Source organism: Streptomyces sp. DH-12, assembly GCF_002899455.1.
Taxonomy (GTDB): domain Bacteria; phylum Actinomycetota; class Actinomycetes; order Streptomycetales; family Streptomycetaceae; genus Streptomyces.
In genome coordinates, this window is the sequence record NZ_PPFB01000001.1 from 1,324,145 (window position 1) to 1,342,604 (window position 18,460).

An 18,460-nucleotide genomic window follows, 5' to 3' on the forward strand; every position below is an offset into this window, starting at 1 on the left:
ATGACCGCAACGCAATCACCCGTCACGGTGCACCAGTTCACGATGCGTTTCAGCTCCACCCCGCGCGGCGCCCGTCTCGCCCGGCGCATGTGTGAGCACTGCCTCGACGCCTGGGGCGTCCCGTACGACAGCGACGCGCACGACGCCGTCACGCTCGTGGCCGCGGAGCTGTGCGCCAACGCCGTGCGGCACGGGCACGTGGCGGGCCGGGACTTCCGCCTGCGTCTGACCGCCACCCCGGCCACCCGCACCGTACGGATCGAGGTCACCGACACCCGGGGCGAGAGCCTCCCCCAGCTTCCCGCCACCGCGACGGACGACGGCGAGGGCGGACGCGGCCTGCTCCTCGTCGAAGCCCTCGCCGACCGCTGGGGCTGCGCACCGCGCCCGGACGGCCCCGGCAAGACGGTCTGGGCCGAGTACACGGTGAACACGCTGGAAACGGTGGCGCGATCCGGCCCGTCCGCCGCGCCCTCGTAGGCCCCGGCTGGACGCAGTGATCCCTTTCCGGAGAAACTGGCCGCGACCGACGGGGCTCGGGAGAACGAGCGAGCGCCGGTGAGGACGCGGGGCGGGGACAGGTGCCGGACAGACCGATCGCGGGCCGCTACGAGCTGCTGGAGCGGCTCGGCCACGGCGGCATGGGCGATGTGTGGCGGGGTTACGACGCGGTGCTGGACCGGCCGGTCGCCGTGAAGCGGATCCGGCCGCAGGCCGTCGCCGCCACGCCGCAGCTGGCCGAGGAGTTCGAGCGGCGCTTCCGCCGCGAGGCGCGGATCACCGCCCGCATCCAGCACCCGGGCGTGCCGCAGGTGTACGACGCCGTCCTCGACAGCGGCCACGAGCACCTGTTCCTCGTCATGGAGCTGGTGGAGGGCGTCCCCCTCACCCGGTACGTGCACCAGGAGCGGCCCCTCCCGGTCAGCTGGGCGGTGGCGGTCGCCGCGCAGGTCGCCACCGTGCTGTCGTACGCGCACGACGTGCCCGTGGTGCACCGCGACCTCAAGCCGTCCAACATCCTGGTCGCGCGGGACGGCACGGTGAAGGTCCTCGACTTCGGCGTCGCGGCGATCCTGCAGACCGACGTCACCAGGCTGACGGCCTCCGGCCGGCTCATCGGCACGCACCAGTACATGGCGCCCGAGCAGGTGCGCGGCACCCGGGTCACCCCGCGCACCGACCTCTACGCACTCGGCTGCGTGCTCCATGAACTCCTCTGCGGCACGCCGTTGTTCAGCGCGCACAGCGACTTCGAGCTGATGGACCAGCACGTCCGCGCCATGCCCACCCCGCTGCGGCAACTACGCGCCGAGGTACCGGAGGAGCTGGAGGCACTGGTCCTGCACCTGCTCCGCAAGCCCCCGGAGAGCCGGCCGGTGGACGTGCAGGAGGTGTACGAGCGGCTGATGCCCTTCCTGCCCGCGCCCGGGGAGTCCTCCGCCCTCGGGGAGGCCGGGCCGCCCGGGGCGCCGGACCCGACGGGGCTCTACCGCCGCCCCTACGCGCCCCGCTCCCGGGCCGAGAGCCGTCCCCGTCTCTCCCCGGACGCGGCGGCGCCCGGCCAGGTCGCCGAGCACGTGGTCTCGCCGCCCGAGCGGGAGCTGTTGCGGGCCCAGTTGCGGGAGGTCGACGAGCACTACATCGCCCTCATGGAGGAGGAGCGCTACACGCAGGCCGCCGAGGTCGCGGGCGAGATGATCGAGCCTCTGGCGCGGGCCCTGGGCGCCGAGAACAAGGCCGTCCTGCGGCTGCGCCGGCGCCGGGCGGTCAGCCGGCAGCTGGCGGGCGACCACCGGGCTGCGCTGCCCGAGTTCGAGGCGCTGGCCGAGGCGTACGGCCGGATCAACGGGCCGACCGACGAGGCCGCCCGCGACTGCCGCGCCCAGGCCGCCCGCTGCCGCGGCGAACTCGGCCAGGTGACCGAGGCCCTGGCGGAGCTCAAGGCCGTCCTGGAGGTGGAACGCGCCGTCGAGAGCGACGTCAGCGACGCGGCCGTGGAGCTGCGCCGCGACATCGGCGTGCTGCTGATCGGCCAGGGCAACCCGCGGGAGGCCCGGGCCTGTCTGGAGGCCCTGTACGAGGACGTGGTGCTCGTCCACGGCCCGCACCACGACGTGGCCGCCGAGGCCGCGGAGGTCTTGGCCATACTCCGCCGGGAACTCGACGGCGGTTGACCGGCGCAGCCCGGCCGGCAGACCGGTGGACGAACGCCCGAATGCCCGAACGGCCCGCGGCCACGCCGGGGCGGCCTAAAATCCCGGCATGCCGCACCTCGCCCTCGACAAGGCCTTCTGTCAGCAGCTGGAGAAGCTTGAGAAGCATGTCAGGAACGGCGTGTTCGACGCCTGGGAGAAGTTCGAGCGGCTCACCCTGGACCAGCTCTTCAAGGACCCGGGGCTGAAGCTGGAATCCCTCAAGGGCGCCAGGGACCGGCAGATCCGGACCATCCGGATCACCCAGGGGTACCGCGGCGTGGTCCTCGCGCCCGAGACGGGCGACACCTTCGTGCTGCTGCGGGTCGGCCCGCACGACGAGGCCACCGAGTGGGCGGTGAGGCAGAAGGCGACCATCAACGCCGTCACCGGCGCCGTGGAGCTCCGCGAGATCGCCACCCTGGAGGAGCTGACCCCTGCCTACGAGCGCGTCGCGCCCGCCGAGGAGCAGCGGCTCTTCGCGAAGGTCTCCGACGGGGAGATGGCCGCGCTCGGCATCGACGCCACCACTCTCGCGCAGGCACGCGTGCTGACCAGCCTGGAACAGCTCGACGTCTTCGGGCGGTTCTTCCCGCCGGACCAGTACAAGGTGCTGGAGCACCTGGCCCTTGGCGCGAGCGTCGAGCAGACGTGGCAGGAGGTCGTCGTGCCGGCGCTGGCCGACGCGGCCTCGCAGGAGCCCGTCGACACCACCGACTACGCGACCGCCATCGCGCACACCCGTACCCGGATCGCCGTCGTCACGGATGCCGACGAACTGCGCGACATCCTCGACAAGCCGTTCGCCGCCTGGCGGGTCTTCCTGCACCCCGTCCAGCACAAGGTCGCCTACCGCCCGTCGTACTCCGGTCCCGCGCAGGTGACCGGCGGGCCCGGCACCGGGAAGTCCGTCGTCGCCCTCCACCGGGTGCGGCACCTGCTGCGGCACCTGCGCGACGGCGACCGCATCCTGCTCACCACCTTCACCAACGCCCTCGTGGACGCCCTCACCGAAGGGCTCTGTCTGCTCGTCGACGATCCGGACCTGCGCGACCGGGTCGACGTCATGACCGTCGACGCCTTCGCCGGACGCGTGGTCAACACCTCACGCCGGCCGCTCACCGGGTACGAGGAGACCGCCCGGTGGGAACAGGCCGCGCAGGCCACCGGCTTCACCGGCACTCCGCAGTTCCTCGCCCAGGAGTACAAGCACGTCGTGCTCGCCCAGGGCATCCGCACCCAGGAGGAGTACGAGCACTGCGAGCGCCGGGGCCGCGGCAGCGCGCTGCCGTCCTCCGCCCGGCCGCTGGTGTGGCGGACCGTGGAGGAGTTCACCCGCCGGCTGGACGGGGACGGGCTGCGCACCTACCTCGGCACCTGCGTGGAGGCCACCGACCTGCTGACCGAGCAGGGGCCGTGCTACCGGCACGTCGTCGTCGACGAGGCCCAGGACCTCCACCCGGCCCAGTGGCGGATGCTGCGCGCGGCCGCCCCACGGCGCCCCGACGACCTGTTCGTGGCGGGCGACCCGCACCAGCGGATCTACGACAACCGGGTGTCGCTGAAGTCTCTCGGCATCAACGTCGCCGGCCGTTCGACCAAGCTGCGCAAGAACTACCGGTCCACCCAGGAGATCCTCAGCTGGGCGACAGGACTTCTGCTCGGCCGTCCCTTCGCCGAACTGGCCGACAGCGGACGGCACGACACCCTGATCGGGTACAGCTCCGCCCTGCACGGCTCCGGGCCCCGCGTCCACGAGGCGGAGACGGAGGAGGCCGAACTCGACGCCCTGGTCGAGCAGGTGCGCGCGTGGGTGGACGGTGGCGCCGCGTACGGGGAGATCGGGATCTGCGCGCGGTTCAACAAGACCTGCGAGAAGGCCAAGGACCGTCTGATCGCAGCCGGCGTCCCCGCCAGCCGGGTCCGTGCGGGAGCCGCCCGCACGGACGACGCGGTCAACGTGGGCACCATGCACACCTTCAAGGGGCTCGAGTACCGCTACACCGCCGTCGTCGGCGTCCACGACCGCGCCCTGCCGAACCCTTCGGCCATCACCCCGGAGGAGGTCGACCGGCTCCAGCACGAGGCCGACCTCGCCGCGGAACGCTGCCTGCTGTTCGTCGCCTGCACCCGGGCCCGGGACGGCCTGTACGTCTCGTGGACCGGGCAGCCGAGCCCGTTCCTGGTGGAGGCCGGCTGCGGGGCGGGGTAGCCGGGCCGGGCCGGTTCACTCACCGTTTCCGGATCGAACGCACGCAAGCAAGCCAATGAGGTTTGACGACGCTTTCATTTTCATGGGAAGGTGTGGTCACTTCAGCTCGCGAAGGGCGGTGCGGCGGACGTCGTGGCGCAAGGGGTGGGCGGGCGGTGGCAAGGGGGATGTGGCTTCAGCCGCCCGCGGCTTCGCCGGGGTGCCGGCGACCGGACTCCTCCTCCTGCCCGCAGCAGTGCGGGACGCCCTCGGTGGGGCGCTCGCGGAAGGGGTGTGTGATGGCCGACGAGAAGACTCCTGACGAGGGCGCGGTCGAAAGGGCCGGGCGGTGGGTCGCCGATCTCGCGGAGAAGGTCATGGTGAACGGCGTGGGGCCGGTCACGGGGTCGGTGACCTGGGCCGAGGACCGCCTTTCGCGTCGGCAGGGTGACGCTTACCGGGCACCTGACGACGAGGAGCGCCGTTCCTCCGAGGACATGAAGGACGACATCGACGCGGTCGTCGCCCGCCTCATCAAGGAGTCCGTGGCCGCAGCCGGGACCCAGGGGTTCGTCACCGGGCTCGGAGGTCTGATCACCGCAGGCGTGACGATCCCCGCGAACGTGGCCGCGTCCCTCGCCATCAACATGCGGATGGCCGGTTCCATCGCGCACCTCCGGGGATGGGACATCGGCGATCCGCACGTGCGGACCGTCGCGATGATGCTCGCGATCGGGATGAGCGCGCAGAACGTCCTGGCGTCCTTCGGCGTGAAGGTCGGCCAGAAGCTCGGCGAGCAGATGATCAAGAAGATCCCGATCACGGTGATCCGGGCAATCAACAGAAAGGCCGGGACCCACCTCGTCGCGAAGTACGGAACCCAGCGCGCCGCGATCACGCTCGCCAAGGGGATCCCGATCCTGGGAGGCATCGTCGGAGGCGCCGTGGACGCGGGAGCGACCGCTGTCATCGGACGGGCCACCGACAAGGCCCTGCGCGACGGCACCCTGCGGGCCGAGGAACCGAAGTGACGAAGAAGCGGACCGAGCGGACGAGGCGTGCCCCACGGGTTCCGGAATCTCCTGCACCGTCAGCGCGATCCTCGTCGCCCTGACGGTGGGCGAGGAAACGGAGAACGTCCCGCTCGGCGAAGGCGAAGCGCCCACCGCGCCCGGACGGTACGAGACCCCGCCGTCACCGCGGCCCCCTGACCCTTCCGGCACCGTGCTCCCCGCACCGGGCGCGGGGAGCACGGCGTTCCCTCCCGCACACGGGCGAGCCCGCCTCCGTCGCCGACGCCCCGACCGCTGCGTACGCCGGGTGACTCCGGCGAAGGAACAGTTACGCCCCTGGACCCCTGTGCTGCCCGGCCCCTGTGCGGTGGACCGGCAGGTGCGCGACTACGCCAAGGACGACCTGCGGGAGGTGCTCCTTGTGCACCTGTGTGAGGAACTCGGCGGCATCGTGATCTGCCTGAGCGTCACGGGCCGTCGCCTCCGGACCACCCCCTGTCTGGATACCGCCACCCCCAAGACATTCTCTAAATCTCGGCCCGCGCCGGCATGGCCCTCGGCCTCGCCCACCCGACAGCAGCGGGCGAGGAGGCTGCTCCGGCAGCCCTGTTTCCTGGCGGGCCGCCCGCCCGCCGTGTCCGTCCTCAGCCGGCCTCCCGCACTCGCGCGGCGGTCCGTTCGACGAGCTCGCGGACGCCCTCGGCGGCGTTGTCCGAGAGTTCTCCGAGTACGGCGTCGGCGGCGGCGAGGAGGGCACGGGCCTCCTCGGGGCGGCCCGCGTCGGCCAGGGCGAGGGTGAGCCGGTAGTGCTCCTCGGTGATGAAGCGGCCGAGGTTGACCCGGTGCCAGTGGCACAGCGAGTCGTCGCCCGGGGTGGCCAGGGTCCCGCGCACGGCGGCCAGACTGTCCACCGCCTGCGGTAGCCGGCCCGCCTCCCGCTCCAGGCGGGCGAGGGTGCGCCGGGCCGAGGCCCGCTCCCATGCCGTCTCCTGAAGGGCGGCGTACAGGCGCTGGGCCCGCAGCGCCTGGGGAAGGTCGCCGAGTTCCTCGAAGTCCCGGGCGAGCCCGCTCAGCGGAGCCGTGGCCAGGGTGCGGGGCGCCCCGGGGCGGCGGAGTCTGCTCTGGTCCATGACGATGCCGTCGAGTCCGCGGATCAGCGTCACCCGCGCGAGCTCCGTCATCTCCTGGTCCCGCGCCAGGCCGGTCCATGTGGAGACCGGCTCGTCCGACGGGCCCGTCCCGAACATCGACTCGTCGAGCTCCCGCGCCCACTGTCGCAGCTCGTCCGCGCTCGCCCCCCGGTTCCGGCACACCGTCCAGGCCGCACGCCGTGTCGAAGTCCGTCTCCCGGACCTCGAGCAGCAGCGGCAGGTCTCCGCTGTCCCCGTGCAGGCCCACCAGCACGGCCGCGAGCCGCAGTTCGTCCGTCATCGAGGACCGTGTCTCGTGCCGCAGCAGGTGCCGCAGCAGCTCCAGGTCGTCCTCGGCACGGTCGAACTGCGCGGCCCGCAGGGTGATCCGGCGCCGGACCGGGTCCTCGGCGACTTCACGCCATGCCGTGTGATCGCCCTTCCGCAGGCGGGTGAGCTCGGCGCGGCCCGCCGCGAGCACCGTCTCCCACAGCGGGGGCCGTCCGGGCCCAGCCGGTCGTAGGCACACCCCTCATCCGCGGTGAGCAGGACGAAGTTCGGCTCGGTGCACAGCAGTAATGAGGCCTCGCGCAGCGGAATGCCGCACCGCTCCTGGACCTCGGCCACCTGCCGCTCGCTGTACAGGTGGCCGTGCGCGTTCCTGACCGGGCTTCGCACCCGGCGCTCCGCCCGGCCTCGTGTACAGGCCCCTCCCGTACGGGCGTCGCTGCTGGTGACACGCCGGTCCGGGCCTCCGCACCGGCGGCCTGCACAGGCCTTTGACCAGAACCGGCGAGGCAACGCACTCCGACGCTTCCACACCCTCGGTACCGGACCCGGACCGGACAGCCGAGCGCTCCTGACGCCTCACCAACTCGGTTCGCACCCAGACACCCTGCTCGGTGACGGGAGTGGTTGACTTGCTGCCGGTTCCCGTGCCGGGATCGCCTCTCCGTGTACCCCGTAGACCGAAGGAAGCCGCTTCGATGACCGTGCCCACTCCCCCGCCGCCTCCTCCCTCCACCCCGCCGGCTCCCCCCGCCGCTCGTCGCTCCCCCTCCCGGTGGGTCGCGCCGGTGGTGGCCGCCGTCGTCGCCGCCGGTGCGGGCCTGGGCGTCGGCTGGCTCCTGTGGTCGGGGCCGGACAGCGCGGCCTCCGGGACCGGCGTCGACGACGCGGCGGCCGACGCGGCGGGCGCCTGCCAGGCGTGGCAGCGGGTTCCGGCGTTCAGCACGCTGGCCAACAATGACAAGGACGCCGCGCACCACTTCAACCGCGCCATCAGCGCCGCCTATCTGGCCCAGACGGCCGCCGAACTGGACGACCGCTACAAGGCTCTGAACGAGGCCTTCCAAGACGTCCACGGCCACCTGCGGACCTTCAAGGTGGAGGGCGCCGAAGCGGAGGCGGCCCACGAGAAGGTGACCACCCTCTGCGCCGATCTGGACGGCTGAAGGACGAACGCCGCACTCCCGCCCCGCGTCCCGCCGCGGGCATCCGGCCGTCGTCCCCGCTCAGTCCGGGGACACGCACCTGGCCCTCCCGCGCTCCCGCCGCAACGCCGTACGTACGAGCCGGGGGGCGGGCCCGCCACGGCGCCCGCGTGGGCGCGTTCGCGCAGCGGGGCCAGGGCCTGTGAGGCCCGTACCAGTTCCGCCGGCAGCCCTTCGGCGGGGCCGAGCGCGCACACGTCCGCCCACGCGCGTACAGCCCTTGGCTGTACACCCGGAGCGCGTGGCCACCGTGGACGGTGACGTCACCTCCCGTGAGAAGGCGGTCCTCGCGGAGCTTCGGGAGCGGTGCCGCCGGGGCTGACCCCGCCGTGCGGCAGCGCTCTCGCGCCACTCCCCCGCCGCGGCCCGGCGGCCGTGCACAGCGCGCGGCCGTGCACAGCGCGCGGCCGTACAGGCGTCGCTCCTGGTGACACGCCCGGCCCGGCCGCCACGCCGGCCGCATGCACACACCGCTTTCCCCTCCGCCGGCTCCACGGGGGCCAGCGAGTGCGCGATGTCGTTCACCTCGACCCCACGGGGCACCCGGCTGGCGCGGCTGTTCGTCGCGCCCTGCCTGGGCGCCTGGGGCCACCCCTACGACAGTGAGGTCAACGAGACGCTGACGCTGATCACCGCCGAGCTGAGCGCGAACGCCGTGCGGCACGGGCGTGTCCCCGGCCGGGACCTCCACGTCCGGCTGACCGCCGAGGCGGACGGCGAACGGCTGCGCGTGGAGGTCTCGGGCACCCGCGCCGAACGCCGGCCCGCCGTCACCGCGCCCCCGGACCCCGACGCCGAGTCCGAGTCCGGCCGCGGCCTCCTCCTCGCCGCCGCACGTCGCGGCCGACCGGACCGGCCGGTCGGCCGCCGTCAGCGGTTACCTGACGTGGAAACCGTAGACGTGGTAGGTGTCGGCGCCGGTGAAGGGGGCCAGCGTGTGGGGCGGGAGCACCGCGACGTCCCACCCGTAGTTCGTCCTCCAGAAGACGACCACCTCGTGGGCGCCCGAGGAGAAGGACGTGACACCGCCCTGTCCGAGCGGGACGTCACCGGGGCCGGTCCAGCACCGGCTGCGCTCCGCGCCGTTCTCCAGGTACGTCACCCGCACGGCGTCCGTGCCGGCGGCGCAGTCGATCTCCTCGGTGGCTGAAGCGGGGGTCGCCGGGAGCGCGAGACTCACCGCGACGGCCGCCACGGCGCCCAGCGCCAGTCTCTTGGATCGGCTCTTCATGGTCGTGGTTCCTTCCGGTCAGTGCTCTGTCGGAATGGAGTTTCAGGTGAACCATCAACCATCAACCGGCTTTATTTCAACGGTGCAGTGGAACGTCCTCGCGAGTTGTCCGGATGCGGTGTCCGCGGGCGCCCCTTCCCGGAGCACCGCGGCGAACCCGGGGGTGACCGCCCGGGCGCGTCAGGGATGTCTCCGTGTCGCTGCCCCCTCTGGTGCTCACGGACTCATGCGAAACGGCAGCACGAAGTCACCCGTACTGGTCCCCACCCATGGTCCCCCGAGGACACGATCACTGACGCCCGCGCACGGACCTCGGGCTCATCGCCTCCATGGTGAGGGATCCATGGCGGGTCGTCAGCGGTCCGGGATTTCTGCCGGCGGCGCATGTGATCGGTAAGGGGAGCGCCCTCGCGGCGACGCGTCCCCGGGCGCACCACAGCTCGCGTCCAGCGGTTGGAACCGGATCATCCGTCGTCAGTGGGCTGAGAAAGGATGACGGCATGTCACCTACGAAGAAGTTCCGGGAGCACGCCCGTCGGCACGGTGTGTCCGACGACGCCGTCACCCGCATCCTGTGGTCCGTGCAGCCGTCGGTCAAAATGGACGTCAAGCGGCCCGGCAACGTCCGGCCGGAGGACCGGGTGGTCGGTTACGTCGGAGGACTCCCCGACATGCCCGTGCACTCCACATGGAAGCCCGGCGACCACTTCGTCGCCTGTCTCGATCTGGCGGCCATACCGAAACAGCCGCTGGACGACCTGATCCCCCGGCAGGGACGGCTCCTGCTGTTCGCCGGCCCGGATTATCGGGACGCGTTCCCGGACAACGGACACGCTCCAGTGATCTTCGTTCCCCCGGGGACCGAGACGCTGGTACCCAGCGCGCCCGTGGACTTCAGCTACTACACCATGCGCGAGGAGTCCCAGGAGCTCCTGGAACGCAGGGTGCTCACCCTCCTGGAGCCCGCCGCGTGGGACATCCTCGGCTGGCCGGAGAGCGATCCGCTGCTCGAGGCCGCGATCGAGGAGTACGGCTCCCTGGTTCCGGACGCACCGGTCGTGAACCGCGAGGCGGGCAGTTCGCTGGACCTGCGCGGGGCGCAGTTGAACCACCACGACTGGCTGGCCATCTACGAGGAGGAGTTCCAGGAGAAGAGGGAACAGGCGGTGGCCGTCGTCAGGGACGCGCCGGAGGAGTTCGACGAACTGTACGCCCGGGCCCTCCGGGAAGCGGCGGAGGCCTCCGAGGAGAACACCGAACCGTATGTGTGCTTCGCGGAGGTCGCCGAGGCCAACGTCTTCGGTTCCGGCGACGGGGAGGTGAGCTGGATGATTCCCCACGACGATCTCCTCGCACAGCGATTCGACCGTCTCGAGCATTCGTATTTCTGCTGATCCCGCCTGCCGCCGGTGAAGCGGGCACCGGCGGCAGGCCCCGGGAAGCGGGACTGCCGTACTTCCCCGCTCCGCACTTCCCCGGTCCCGGACGGCCTGGCCGTACGCGGCGCTTCCCGCGGCGGATCGTGGGGGCGGGGCCGTCTGTGAGGGCCGTACGTCACATCAGGCTGCCACCGGGGTGCCCGGGACCGGGAGAGACGGCCGGCCACTTCTGACACCGCGGGACGACGACAGACGGCTCACGCCGGAGCGGCTCCCGGTTCGACACCGCGTTTCCTCCTCCCCTCCTCCCCTCCGCCCCGGCGCCGCGCGGAGCTGTGCGTCAACGCCGTGCGGCACGGGCGCGTCCCCGGCCGGGACTTCCACGCCCGGTGGGCCGCCGAGTCGGCCGGCGGACGGGGGCGCGGTGAGGCGCCGGGTCACCGTCTCGGCGGGCCCCGGCCGCGGAAGGGAGGGTGGCCGGTGAGCATGTGGTGCGGCAGGCGGCCCACCGCGTACAGGTCGCTGCGACCGTCCAGCGGTTCCTCCCAGGCGAGGAGTTCGGGCGAGGCGGTAGCTGCCCCGCACGCGAAACCGCAGCTCAGCACGTTTTGAACAACTTGAGGACAGCCCAGCAGGGCGTCAGTCAGTGCCCGAGCCACGACCACCGGAACCTGAGTATCAGCATCAATGTCAGTGCCGCTCCCTAAGGTGAAGCCATCATCTGGACGGACCAGCATCCATCCCGGCGTTCGCGCCTCGGGTGGACACGTCTGCCTGCGGAGAAGGACGTCGGGGAGCTTCCCGACGGCTGAGGGGGAAGGGGATGGACGCGATGAGCGCCACGGTGAGGGACCGGCTCAAGAAGCACTTCGTGAACCACGTCGCTCTCGTCATCGACAAGTCCGGTTCGATGCGAGGCCACTCGGAGCAACTCGTGCGCGTGGTCGACGAGTTCGTGAAAGGACTGGCGGAGGAGTCCGACCGGCTCGGGCACGAGACCCGGATCAGCCTCTACGCCTTCGACCACCTCGTCGAGAACCTGGTGTGGGACATGGACGTCAAGCACCTGCCGTCCATGCGGGGGCTGTACACCGTCGAGAACGGCGCGACGGCGCTGATCCAGGCCTCGGTGAAGGCGCTCGACGACCTCGGTCACATATGGGAGGAGTACGGCGAGCACAGCTTCCTGCAGGTCGTCGTCACCGACGGCGAGGAGAACGCCTCCGGCGCCGACACGACCGGCTCGCGACACGACCTCATGCCCGACGGCCGCGCCGTCCTGGACGAGTGGCGCGGCAGGATCGCCGACAAGCTGAGCAGCCTGCCGGACCACTGGACCTCGGCCATCATGGTGCCGAACTCCCTGGCCAAGCGCACCGCCCAGCAGTACGGCTTCCCGACGGGCAACATCTCGATCTGGGACGCCGACTCGGACCAGGGCGTCGAGGAGGCGATCGGCGCCGTCAAGACGGCCGCCACGAAGTTCCTGCGCGACCGCGAGCAGGGCGTACGCGGCACCAGGAACCTCTTCGCGATGGGCCAGGATCTGAGCGCGGCGGACGTGAAGTCGAACCTCCGGGCCCTGGACGCCGGCAAGTACGTGCTGATCCCGGTGGACCAGCGGACGTCGATCCGCGACTTCGTCACCAGCGCCGGGCATCCGTACAGGACGGGCTGCGCCTTCTACGAACTGTCCAAGCGCGAGAAGATCCAGGCCGGCAAGCAGATCGCCGTGGCGGAGAAGGACCCGGCCACCGGCCGGACGACCGGGAAGGTGTTCACCGGTCCCGCCGCCCGTCAGCTCCTGGGCCTGCCGGCGACGGAGGTCACGGTGACGCCGGGGAGCAACGAGGCCTACACCGTGTTCGTCCAGTCGACCTCCGTCAACAGGAAGCTGGTCCCCGGGACCAAGCTGCTCGTCCTGCTCTGACCGTGACCGTCGATCACACCTTCGGAGAGATCTTCCCTTGTCCTCGCTCCATGACTTCGCCACCTGGCGGCCCCTGCTGCGCCTCGTCCACGCCGAGCACGCGGACACACTCGCCGCGCCCGGCGGGCACGTGGCCGGGCGGATCAGTCCCGGCGGCTGGAGTGTTCCGCTGTCGCGCCGGCCTCGGCAGCGGGGGCGTGCCTCACTCGTCTCCGACAACCAGGAGCAGTACGACGCCGTGGGCCTGATCGTCGAAGCGCTCCGGGAGGAAGGGGGCGACGGCGTCTCCTTCGTCGTCGAGGCGTCCTCCGCCGCCGGCGGGGTGCGGCTGCACCTCATCGGAACGGGCTCCTCGACGGAGCCGGGTATCGCCACCGCGCATCCGGGGACGCTCCTCCTCGCGGACGGAGCCCTGCCCGAGCCGGTACGCCGCCTGCCCGATCCCGTGCCGGACGCGGCGCCGGCCCCGTCCGCGGACGTGGCACTGCTGCGCCGCACCCTCCGCGAACGGCTCCCGGACGCGGTGGGCGCCTCGGAGGAGGAGATCGCGGCGGCCGAGGCGCGTCTGGGCCTGCCGCTGCCGCCCGAGCTGAGGGCCTTGTACCAGGTCGTGCGGGGACGGTACGAGGACCGGGCCGACCACCAGGAGCCGTACGACGCCATCGGCTGCGAGCTGCTTCCCCTCGGCGAGGTGTACGTCGCCGACGCGGCGTCCCGGCAGGTGCCGTGGCGGTACGCCGCCACGAAGGCCGTCGAGACGTGGCCGGAGGACGCCGTGCAGGGGCTGGTCGGCTCGCCGGGCTGGATCGTCTTCGGCGACAACGGCGGCGGGGACCGCATCGCCGTCGACCTCACCCCGGGCCCGGACGGGCACCTCGGGCAGGTGATCATCATCAGCCACGAGGAGACCGTCGGCGCGGAGCTGGTCGCCGACTCCCTCACCGACATGGTCGTCCACCGTCACCTCGACGGCCGGCCGGTCCGAAGGGCCGAACGGCCACCCCTCGTCGCCCACGTCAACCGCTTCTCCCTCCCCGGCATCGAGGCCGCCGCCCACCCCGGCCTGGAGGTGCTCGACCTCGGGGTGTGGGAGAAGGAGCCCCTCGGTCTCGCCCCCGTCTTCGGTCTGCCGCGCCTGAGGAGCCTCACCGCCTGTCCCGGCACTCTCGCCGACCCCCGTGAGATCGCCCGGCTCACCCACCTCGAGTACCTGGAGCTCCCGCCCGCGGAGTGGCGGGCACTCCTCGATGCCGGGGCCGTGCCCGCCGGGCTCCTCGCCGCGGACATCGCGTCCCACCGGCAGCGGGACAACCCGTTGCGGACCGTCGCCCTCGCCAACGAGATCCTCGCCCGGTACGGCCGGCCGCGGATCACCGACATCACGGTGCTGGAGGGCACGGCCTCGTGAGCCGCCTCGCCGGCCGGGGCCCGGGACGCCACGAGGGCCCCGACCGTGTGGTCGAGGCCCTCGATGGAACGAAGTGTCCGAGGGGGGACTTGAACCCCCACGCCCGATAAAGGGCACTAGCACCTCAAGCTAGCGCGTCTGCCATTCCGCCACCCGGACAAGGTGTCTGTCGCGTGCGAGGGTGTTCCCCCGCGGCGACATAGACAACCATACCAAGGTTTCGGAGCGCCTTTCACCTGCGTTTCCGTCGTCCCGGAGAGGTCGGGGGCACGTCCCGCGCGACGGGGCCGCGACCGGCCGGGGGGGCGTCGGCCGGTCGTCCGGGAACCCTCCCGGCGGCCGCTCAGCCGCCGGGTCCCGGGCACCGCGCGGACCAGGAGCCCGCCCGCCGTCGACGACGGGCTCCGCGTCAGGGCGGGCCGAAGCCCCCGGACAGTTCCTCCCGGTCGCCGCGCGCGTGCGGCGGCCGGGACGATCGTGCTGGCCGGGCCGGGCGGCTCCGCGCGGTGCGGCGGTGACGAGCGGGGCGGGGCGCGGGGGCCTCCTCGCGGCGGTGCGAGGGGGACGCCCGGCCGCGACCGCCCCGTCCGTCGTCACGCGGTCAGCGGTGGCGCCTGCGCAGGGCCGCCATGTTGTCGTAGCTGATCTTGGCCTCGCGCAGTGACTGCGCGGGGTCGGTCCCGCTCGGGGCGTTGTCGTCCTCCACCATCGGGTTGCGGTAGTCGCTCAGCCCGACGCGGGAGAAGAACGTCGTGTAGTCGATGTCGCCGGTGCCGAACGGCACCATGTCCCAGCCCATGCCGTTGCCGGTGTCGACGACGCCGTCCTTGGCGTGGAACAGCGGGTAGCGCTTGTTGTACCGGACGACCAGGCCCGCCGGGTCGAAGACGCTCCTGCGGGTGGAGCCGTCGGGGGCGGTGTAGGTGTGGAACTTGTACTGGGCGACGTGCGCCCAGAAGATGTCCATCTCCAGCCAGACCAGCTTCGGGTCGGTGACCTTCAGGAAGTATTCCAGCTTCCGGACGCCCGAGCTGCGGGTCGGCCGGCCCTGGTCGTCCAGCGGGCCCCGGTCGAGCAGGAAGCCGTACGCGCTGTCGTGGTTGTGGGTGTAGAGCTTGATGCCCTCGCGGCGGGCGATCTCGCCGAGCGCGTTCCACTTGTCGGCGGCCACGTCCCAGTCGGCGCGGTAGGAGCTGCCGGTGGGGTCGCCGCCGGTGCCCATGTGGTCCATGCCGAGGATGTTGGCGATCTCCAGGTGCTTCTTGAAGGTGTCCTTGTCGGCGGCGGTCAGCGGCCAGGACGACGGTATGAAGCCGTGGTTGCCCTGGGCGCGCAGTCCGTAGTCGTCGAGCCAGCGGCGCAGGAGCTTCGCGCCCTGCACCGTTTCGAGGTTGTCGCCGCCGGGCGCGTTCGGGTGCTGGCGGTAGCCGGCGAACTCGACCTGGCGGTAGCCGTGCCGGGCGAGCTGCTTGAACACCTCGCGGAAGCCCGAGGGCAGGTCACTGGCGAGCGGGTCGCGGGCGGTCGCGTCACGGACGGTGTAGAGGATGATGCCGCGCTTGTGCGGCGGGACGAGCACCCGGCCACGGCCGTGGTCATGGCCGTGGCCGTGCCCATGACCGTGGCCGTGGCCGTGGTCTCCGCCGTGGGCCAGGGCCGGGGCGGCGCCGAGGACGGGGGCGGCGACGGCGCCGGCCGCCACGGCGGTGCAGGTGCTCAGGAAGCGGCGCCGGGCCACGCCGAGGCTGCGGCGCAGCGCCTCGTCCGGGGTGTCGGTGAGCGGGGCGGCGTCGGTGCCGGAGGGGCGGGAGGGGTCGGAGTACGGGGTCACGAGTGCCTGCCTTCTCGGTCGTGGCCGGTCCCGGCGGCTGCGGGACCGGCCGTTGTCAGTGCCGTGTGTTTCACTCTCGGTAGTCGGAAGTCGGCGGCCGTGCGTGGTGCGGTGTCAGCCGAGTCCGGCGAGCCGGAGCAGGAGGTGCTTGACGTCGGTGGCCGCCACGCGGTCGCCGACAGCGCGGGGGGTGGAGCAGATGAGGAGCGGACCGTCGTCGTCGCTCGCGGGGAGACGGCCGTGGCTGCCGCGGACAGGTGAGCCGTCGAGGGGCACGACCGCCATGCGGTAGCGCATGCCGAGTTTCTTGCGGGCCAGCGCGGCGGCCGCCTTGACCTTGACGTAGGGGTCGTGGGGGTCCATGAACAGCTCGACGGGGTCGTAGCCGGGTTTGCGGTGGATCTCGACGAGCTGCGCGAAGTCGGGCGCGCGGTCGTCGTCGAGCCAGTAGTAGTACGTGAACCAGGCGTCGGGTTCGGCGACGGCGACGAGTTCGCCGGCCCGCGGGTGGTCGAGGTGGTGGGCCTTCTTGCCCTCGTCGTCGAGGAGCTGCTCGATGCCGGGCAGGCCGTCGAGGGCCTCCCGGGCGGCGTCGAGGTCCTCGGGGCGGCGCACGTAGACGTGGGCGATCTGGTGGTCGGCGACCGCGAAGGCACGGGAGGCCATCGGGTCGAGGTACTCCATGCCGTCCTGGGTGTGGACCTCGAGCAGGCCCGCGCGGCGCAGGGCGCGGTTGACGTCCACCGGCCGGTTCACGCGGGTGATGCCGTACTCGGACAGGGCGACGACGGTGCGTCCCTCGGCGCGGGCGTCGTCCAGCAGCGGGGCGAGGGCCGCGTCGAGGTCGGCGGCGGCCTTCAGGGAGCGCGGGTCGTCGGGGCCGAAGCGCTGCAGGTCGTAGTCGAGGTGAGGGAGGTAGCAGAGGGTCAGGTCGGGATGCCGGGTCGCCATGATGTGGCGGGTGGCGTCGATGATCCATTGGCTGGAGACCAGGTCGGCGCCGGGCCCCCAGAAGTGGAAGAGGGGGAAGGTGCCGAACTTCTCGGTGAGTTCGTCGTGCAGGGCGGGCGGCCGGGTGTAGCAGTCGGGTTCCTTGCGGCCGTCGGCGTAGTAGACGGGGCGGGGGGTGACGGTGATGTCGGTGTCCGCGCCCATGGCGTACCACCAGCAGATGTTGGCGACGGTGTAGCCGGGGTGGACGCGTCGGGCGGCGTCCCAGAGCTTGTCGCCGGAGACGAGGCCGTTGTGCTGCCGCCACAGCAGGACGTCGCCGAGTTCCCGGAAGTACCAGCCGTTGCCGACGATGCCGTGTTCGGAGGGCATGGCGCCGGTGAGGAAGGTGGACTGGGCGGCGCAGGTGACGGCGGGCAGCACGGTGCCGAGCGGGGCGCGGGACCCGGTCTGCCCGAGGGTCTTGAGGTGGGGCATGTGGTCGAGCAGACGGGGGGTGAGGCCCACGACGTCGAGGACGAGCAGGGGGGTGGGGCCGGTCATGGGAGTTCCTTCAGGCCGAGGTCCGTCAGCAGGTCGCGGGCCAGGGTGAGTTCGGCGGCGATGCCGTCGGCGAGCTGGGCGCGGCCGCGGGGGCGCAGCTCGGGCGGGAGCGCCTGCCAGGTGTAGGTCTCCACCTCGAGGTGGCGGGTGAGCGGGTGCGGGCCGCCGACGAGCCGGGTCAGCACGGAGGTGAGGACGGGGAGCGTGGAGGTGAGGGGCGCGGCGGGGGCCGCGTGCAGCGGGACGTGGAAGTGGGAGCGCCAGGGGCCGGTGTCGGGCAGGGCGTCGCCGGTCAGGGCCTCGTCGAGGTCGTCGGCACCGCGCAGTCCCGCGCTCGTGGGGGTGCGGGTCTGGTGCAGGAAGCGGGGTTCGGCGAAGGCGGCCAGGGCCTCGCGGACCTCGGGGAGGTGCGGCTGTTCGGCGTGCAGGGCGGCGGACAGCTGGGCCTTGACGACGGGGACGCCGGCCCCGGCGAGGTCGTCCAGGGCGGTGTCGGGATCTTCGAAGGAGGTGGCGAGGTGGCAGGTGTCGACGCAGATGCCGACGCGGTCGTGGCCGACGGCGGTGAGGGGCGCGATGGCGTCGCGGGTGGTCTCGACGACGCAGCCCGGTTCGGGTTCGAGGGCGACGCGGACGGAGCGTCCGGTGAGGTCCTCGAGCGCGTCGAGGCGTTCGGCGAGGGTGCGCAGGGCGGTGCGGGCGGTGTCCGCGCGTTCGTCGTCGTAGGCGGTGCGCCAGGCGAGCGGCAGGGTGGAGATGCTGCCCTCGGTGACGTCGTCGGGGAGCAGTGCGGCCAGCACGCGGGCGAGGGCGGCGGTGTGCTCCAGGCGTTCGGGGTCGGCCCAGTCCGGCTTGTAGACGCGGTACTTGACCTCCTCGGCGCCGAAGCCCTCGTAGGGGAAGCCGTTGAGGGTGACGACCTCCAGGCCGCGCCGTTCGAGTGCGCAGCGCAGGCCGCGCAGGGCGGCGGGGTCGGTCACCAGGGCGCGGGCGGCGTCCTTGGCCAGCCACAGACCGATGCCGAGCCGGTCCCGGCCGAGGCGCCGGCGGACGGGTTCGCAGTGGTCGCGGAGCTGGGCGAGGACGCCGTCGAGGGTCTCGGCGGGGTGGACGTTGGTGCAGTAGGCGAGGTGGACGGTGGAGCCGTCGGGGTGGCGGAAGCGCATGG

Annotated in this window: 14 protein-coding genes, 1 tRNA gene and 1 pseudogene; 10 read left to right on the plus strand and 6 right to left on the minus strand. The window is 72.4% G+C overall.

Annotated elements, in window-relative coordinates:
• From C1708_RS04845 to C1708_RS04860, 4 genes are all read left to right on the plus strand, one after another.
• Nucleotides 1–480 carry an ATP-binding protein gene (locus tag C1708_RS04845; protein WP_241911157.1) on the plus strand — a complete coding sequence of 160 codons (480 nt, stop codon included), beginning with the start codon at nucleotides 1–3 and terminating at the stop codon, nucleotides 478–480.
• 101 nt (nucleotides 481–581) lie between these two features.
• Nucleotides 582–2,174, plus strand: a complete 1,593-nt coding sequence (locus C1708_RS04850) for a serine/threonine-protein kinase (protein ID WP_106411479.1) — start codon at nucleotides 582–584, stop codon at nucleotides 2,172–2,174.
• Nucleotides 2,175–2,262: 88 nt separating this feature from the next.
• Nucleotides 2,263–4,404 (plus strand): UvrD-helicase domain-containing protein, encoded by a 2,142-nt coding sequence (locus C1708_RS04855; RefSeq protein WP_106411480.1) that lies wholly within the window; start codon nucleotides 2,263–2,265, stop codon nucleotides 4,402–4,404.
• Between the two features lie 278 nt (nucleotides 4,405–4,682).
• Nucleotides 4,683–5,414: an EcsC family protein gene (locus C1708_RS04860; protein ID WP_106411481.1), complete on the plus strand. Its 732-nt coding sequence runs from the start codon at nucleotides 4,683–4,685 to the stop codon at nucleotides 5,412–5,414.
• Between the two features lie 626 nt (nucleotides 5,415–6,040).
• Here the strand turns inward: C1708_RS04860 and C1708_RS34835 are convergent.
• Nucleotides 6,041–6,709, minus strand: coding sequence for a hypothetical protein (locus C1708_RS34835; protein ID WP_241911158.1), 669 nt, complete (start codon nucleotides 6,707–6,709; stop codon nucleotides 6,041–6,043).
• A 133-nt stretch (nucleotides 6,710–6,842) separates the two neighbouring features.
• Between C1708_RS34835 and C1708_RS34840 the strand changes: the two genes are divergently transcribed.
• From C1708_RS34840 to C1708_RS04880, 3 genes and pseudogenes are all read left to right on the plus strand, one after another.
• Nucleotides 6,843–7,049 (plus strand): hypothetical protein, encoded by a 207-nt coding sequence (locus C1708_RS34840; protein WP_241911159.1) that lies wholly within the window; start codon nucleotides 6,843–6,845, stop codon nucleotides 7,047–7,049.
• A 463-nt stretch (nucleotides 7,050–7,512) separates the two neighbouring features.
• Complete coding sequence (locus C1708_RS04870) at nucleotides 7,513–7,980, plus strand: hypothetical protein (protein WP_133169051.1); 468 nt, start codon at nucleotides 7,513–7,515, stop codon at nucleotides 7,978–7,980.
• A 553-nt stretch (nucleotides 7,981–8,533) separates the two neighbouring features.
• A pseudogene (locus C1708_RS04880) lies at nucleotides 8,534–8,839 on the plus strand (ATP-binding protein); the annotation flags it as partial.
• Nucleotides 8,840–8,896: 57 nt separating this feature from the next.
• On the opposite strand, the gene C1708_RS04885 reads toward C1708_RS04880, so the two are convergent.
• A complete protein-coding gene (locus C1708_RS04885; protein ID WP_106411483.1) occupies nucleotides 8,897–9,250 on the minus strand; it encodes a hypothetical protein in 354 nt (117 codons plus the stop codon).
• Nucleotides 9,251–9,750: 500 nt separating this feature from the next.
• Between C1708_RS04885 and C1708_RS04890 the strand changes: the two genes are divergently transcribed.
• The 3 genes from C1708_RS04890 to C1708_RS04905 all read left to right on the plus strand — a co-directional run bounded on the left by C1708_RS04890 (nucleotide 9,751) and on the right by C1708_RS04905 (nucleotide 13,967).
• A complete protein-coding gene (locus C1708_RS04890) occupies nucleotides 9,751–10,644 on the plus strand; it encodes a DUF1963 domain-containing protein (RefSeq protein ID WP_157951241.1) in 894 nt (297 codons plus the stop codon).
• 808 nt (nucleotides 10,645–11,452) lie between these two features.
• Nucleotides 11,453–12,559 (plus strand): vWA domain-containing protein, encoded by a 1,107-nt coding sequence (locus C1708_RS04900; protein ID WP_106411485.1) that lies wholly within the window; start codon nucleotides 11,453–11,455, stop codon nucleotides 12,557–12,559.
• Nucleotides 12,560–12,596: 37 nt separating this feature from the next.
• Nucleotides 12,597–13,967 (plus strand): SMI1/KNR4 family protein, encoded by a 1,371-nt coding sequence (locus C1708_RS04905; RefSeq protein WP_106411486.1) that lies wholly within the window; start codon nucleotides 12,597–12,599, stop codon nucleotides 13,965–13,967.
• A gap of 74 nt (nucleotides 13,968–14,041) precedes the next feature.
• Here the strand turns inward: C1708_RS04905 and C1708_RS04910 are convergent.
• From C1708_RS04910 to eboE, 4 genes are all read right to left on the minus strand, one after another.
• Nucleotides 14,042–14,126 (minus strand) — tRNA-Leu (locus C1708_RS04910).
• Between the two features lie 442 nt (nucleotides 14,127–14,568).
• A complete protein-coding gene (locus tag C1708_RS04915; protein WP_106411487.1) occupies nucleotides 14,569–15,798 on the minus strand; it encodes a sugar phosphate isomerase/epimerase family protein in 1,230 nt (409 codons plus the stop codon).
• Nucleotides 15,799–15,912: 114 nt separating this feature from the next.
• Nucleotides 15,913–17,292: an alkaline phosphatase family protein gene (locus C1708_RS04920; protein WP_106411488.1), complete on the minus strand. Its 1,380-nt coding sequence runs from the start codon at nucleotides 17,290–17,292 to the stop codon at nucleotides 15,913–15,915.
• Nucleotides 17,289–18,458 (minus strand): metabolite traffic protein EboE, encoded by a 1,170-nt coding sequence (eboE, locus tag C1708_RS04925; RefSeq protein WP_106411489.1) that lies wholly within the window; start codon nucleotides 18,456–18,458, stop codon nucleotides 17,289–17,291. The genes C1708_RS04920 and eboE overlap by 4 nt, the downstream gene beginning before the upstream one ends.
• Between the last annotated feature and the right edge of the window lie 2 nt (nucleotides 18,459–18,460).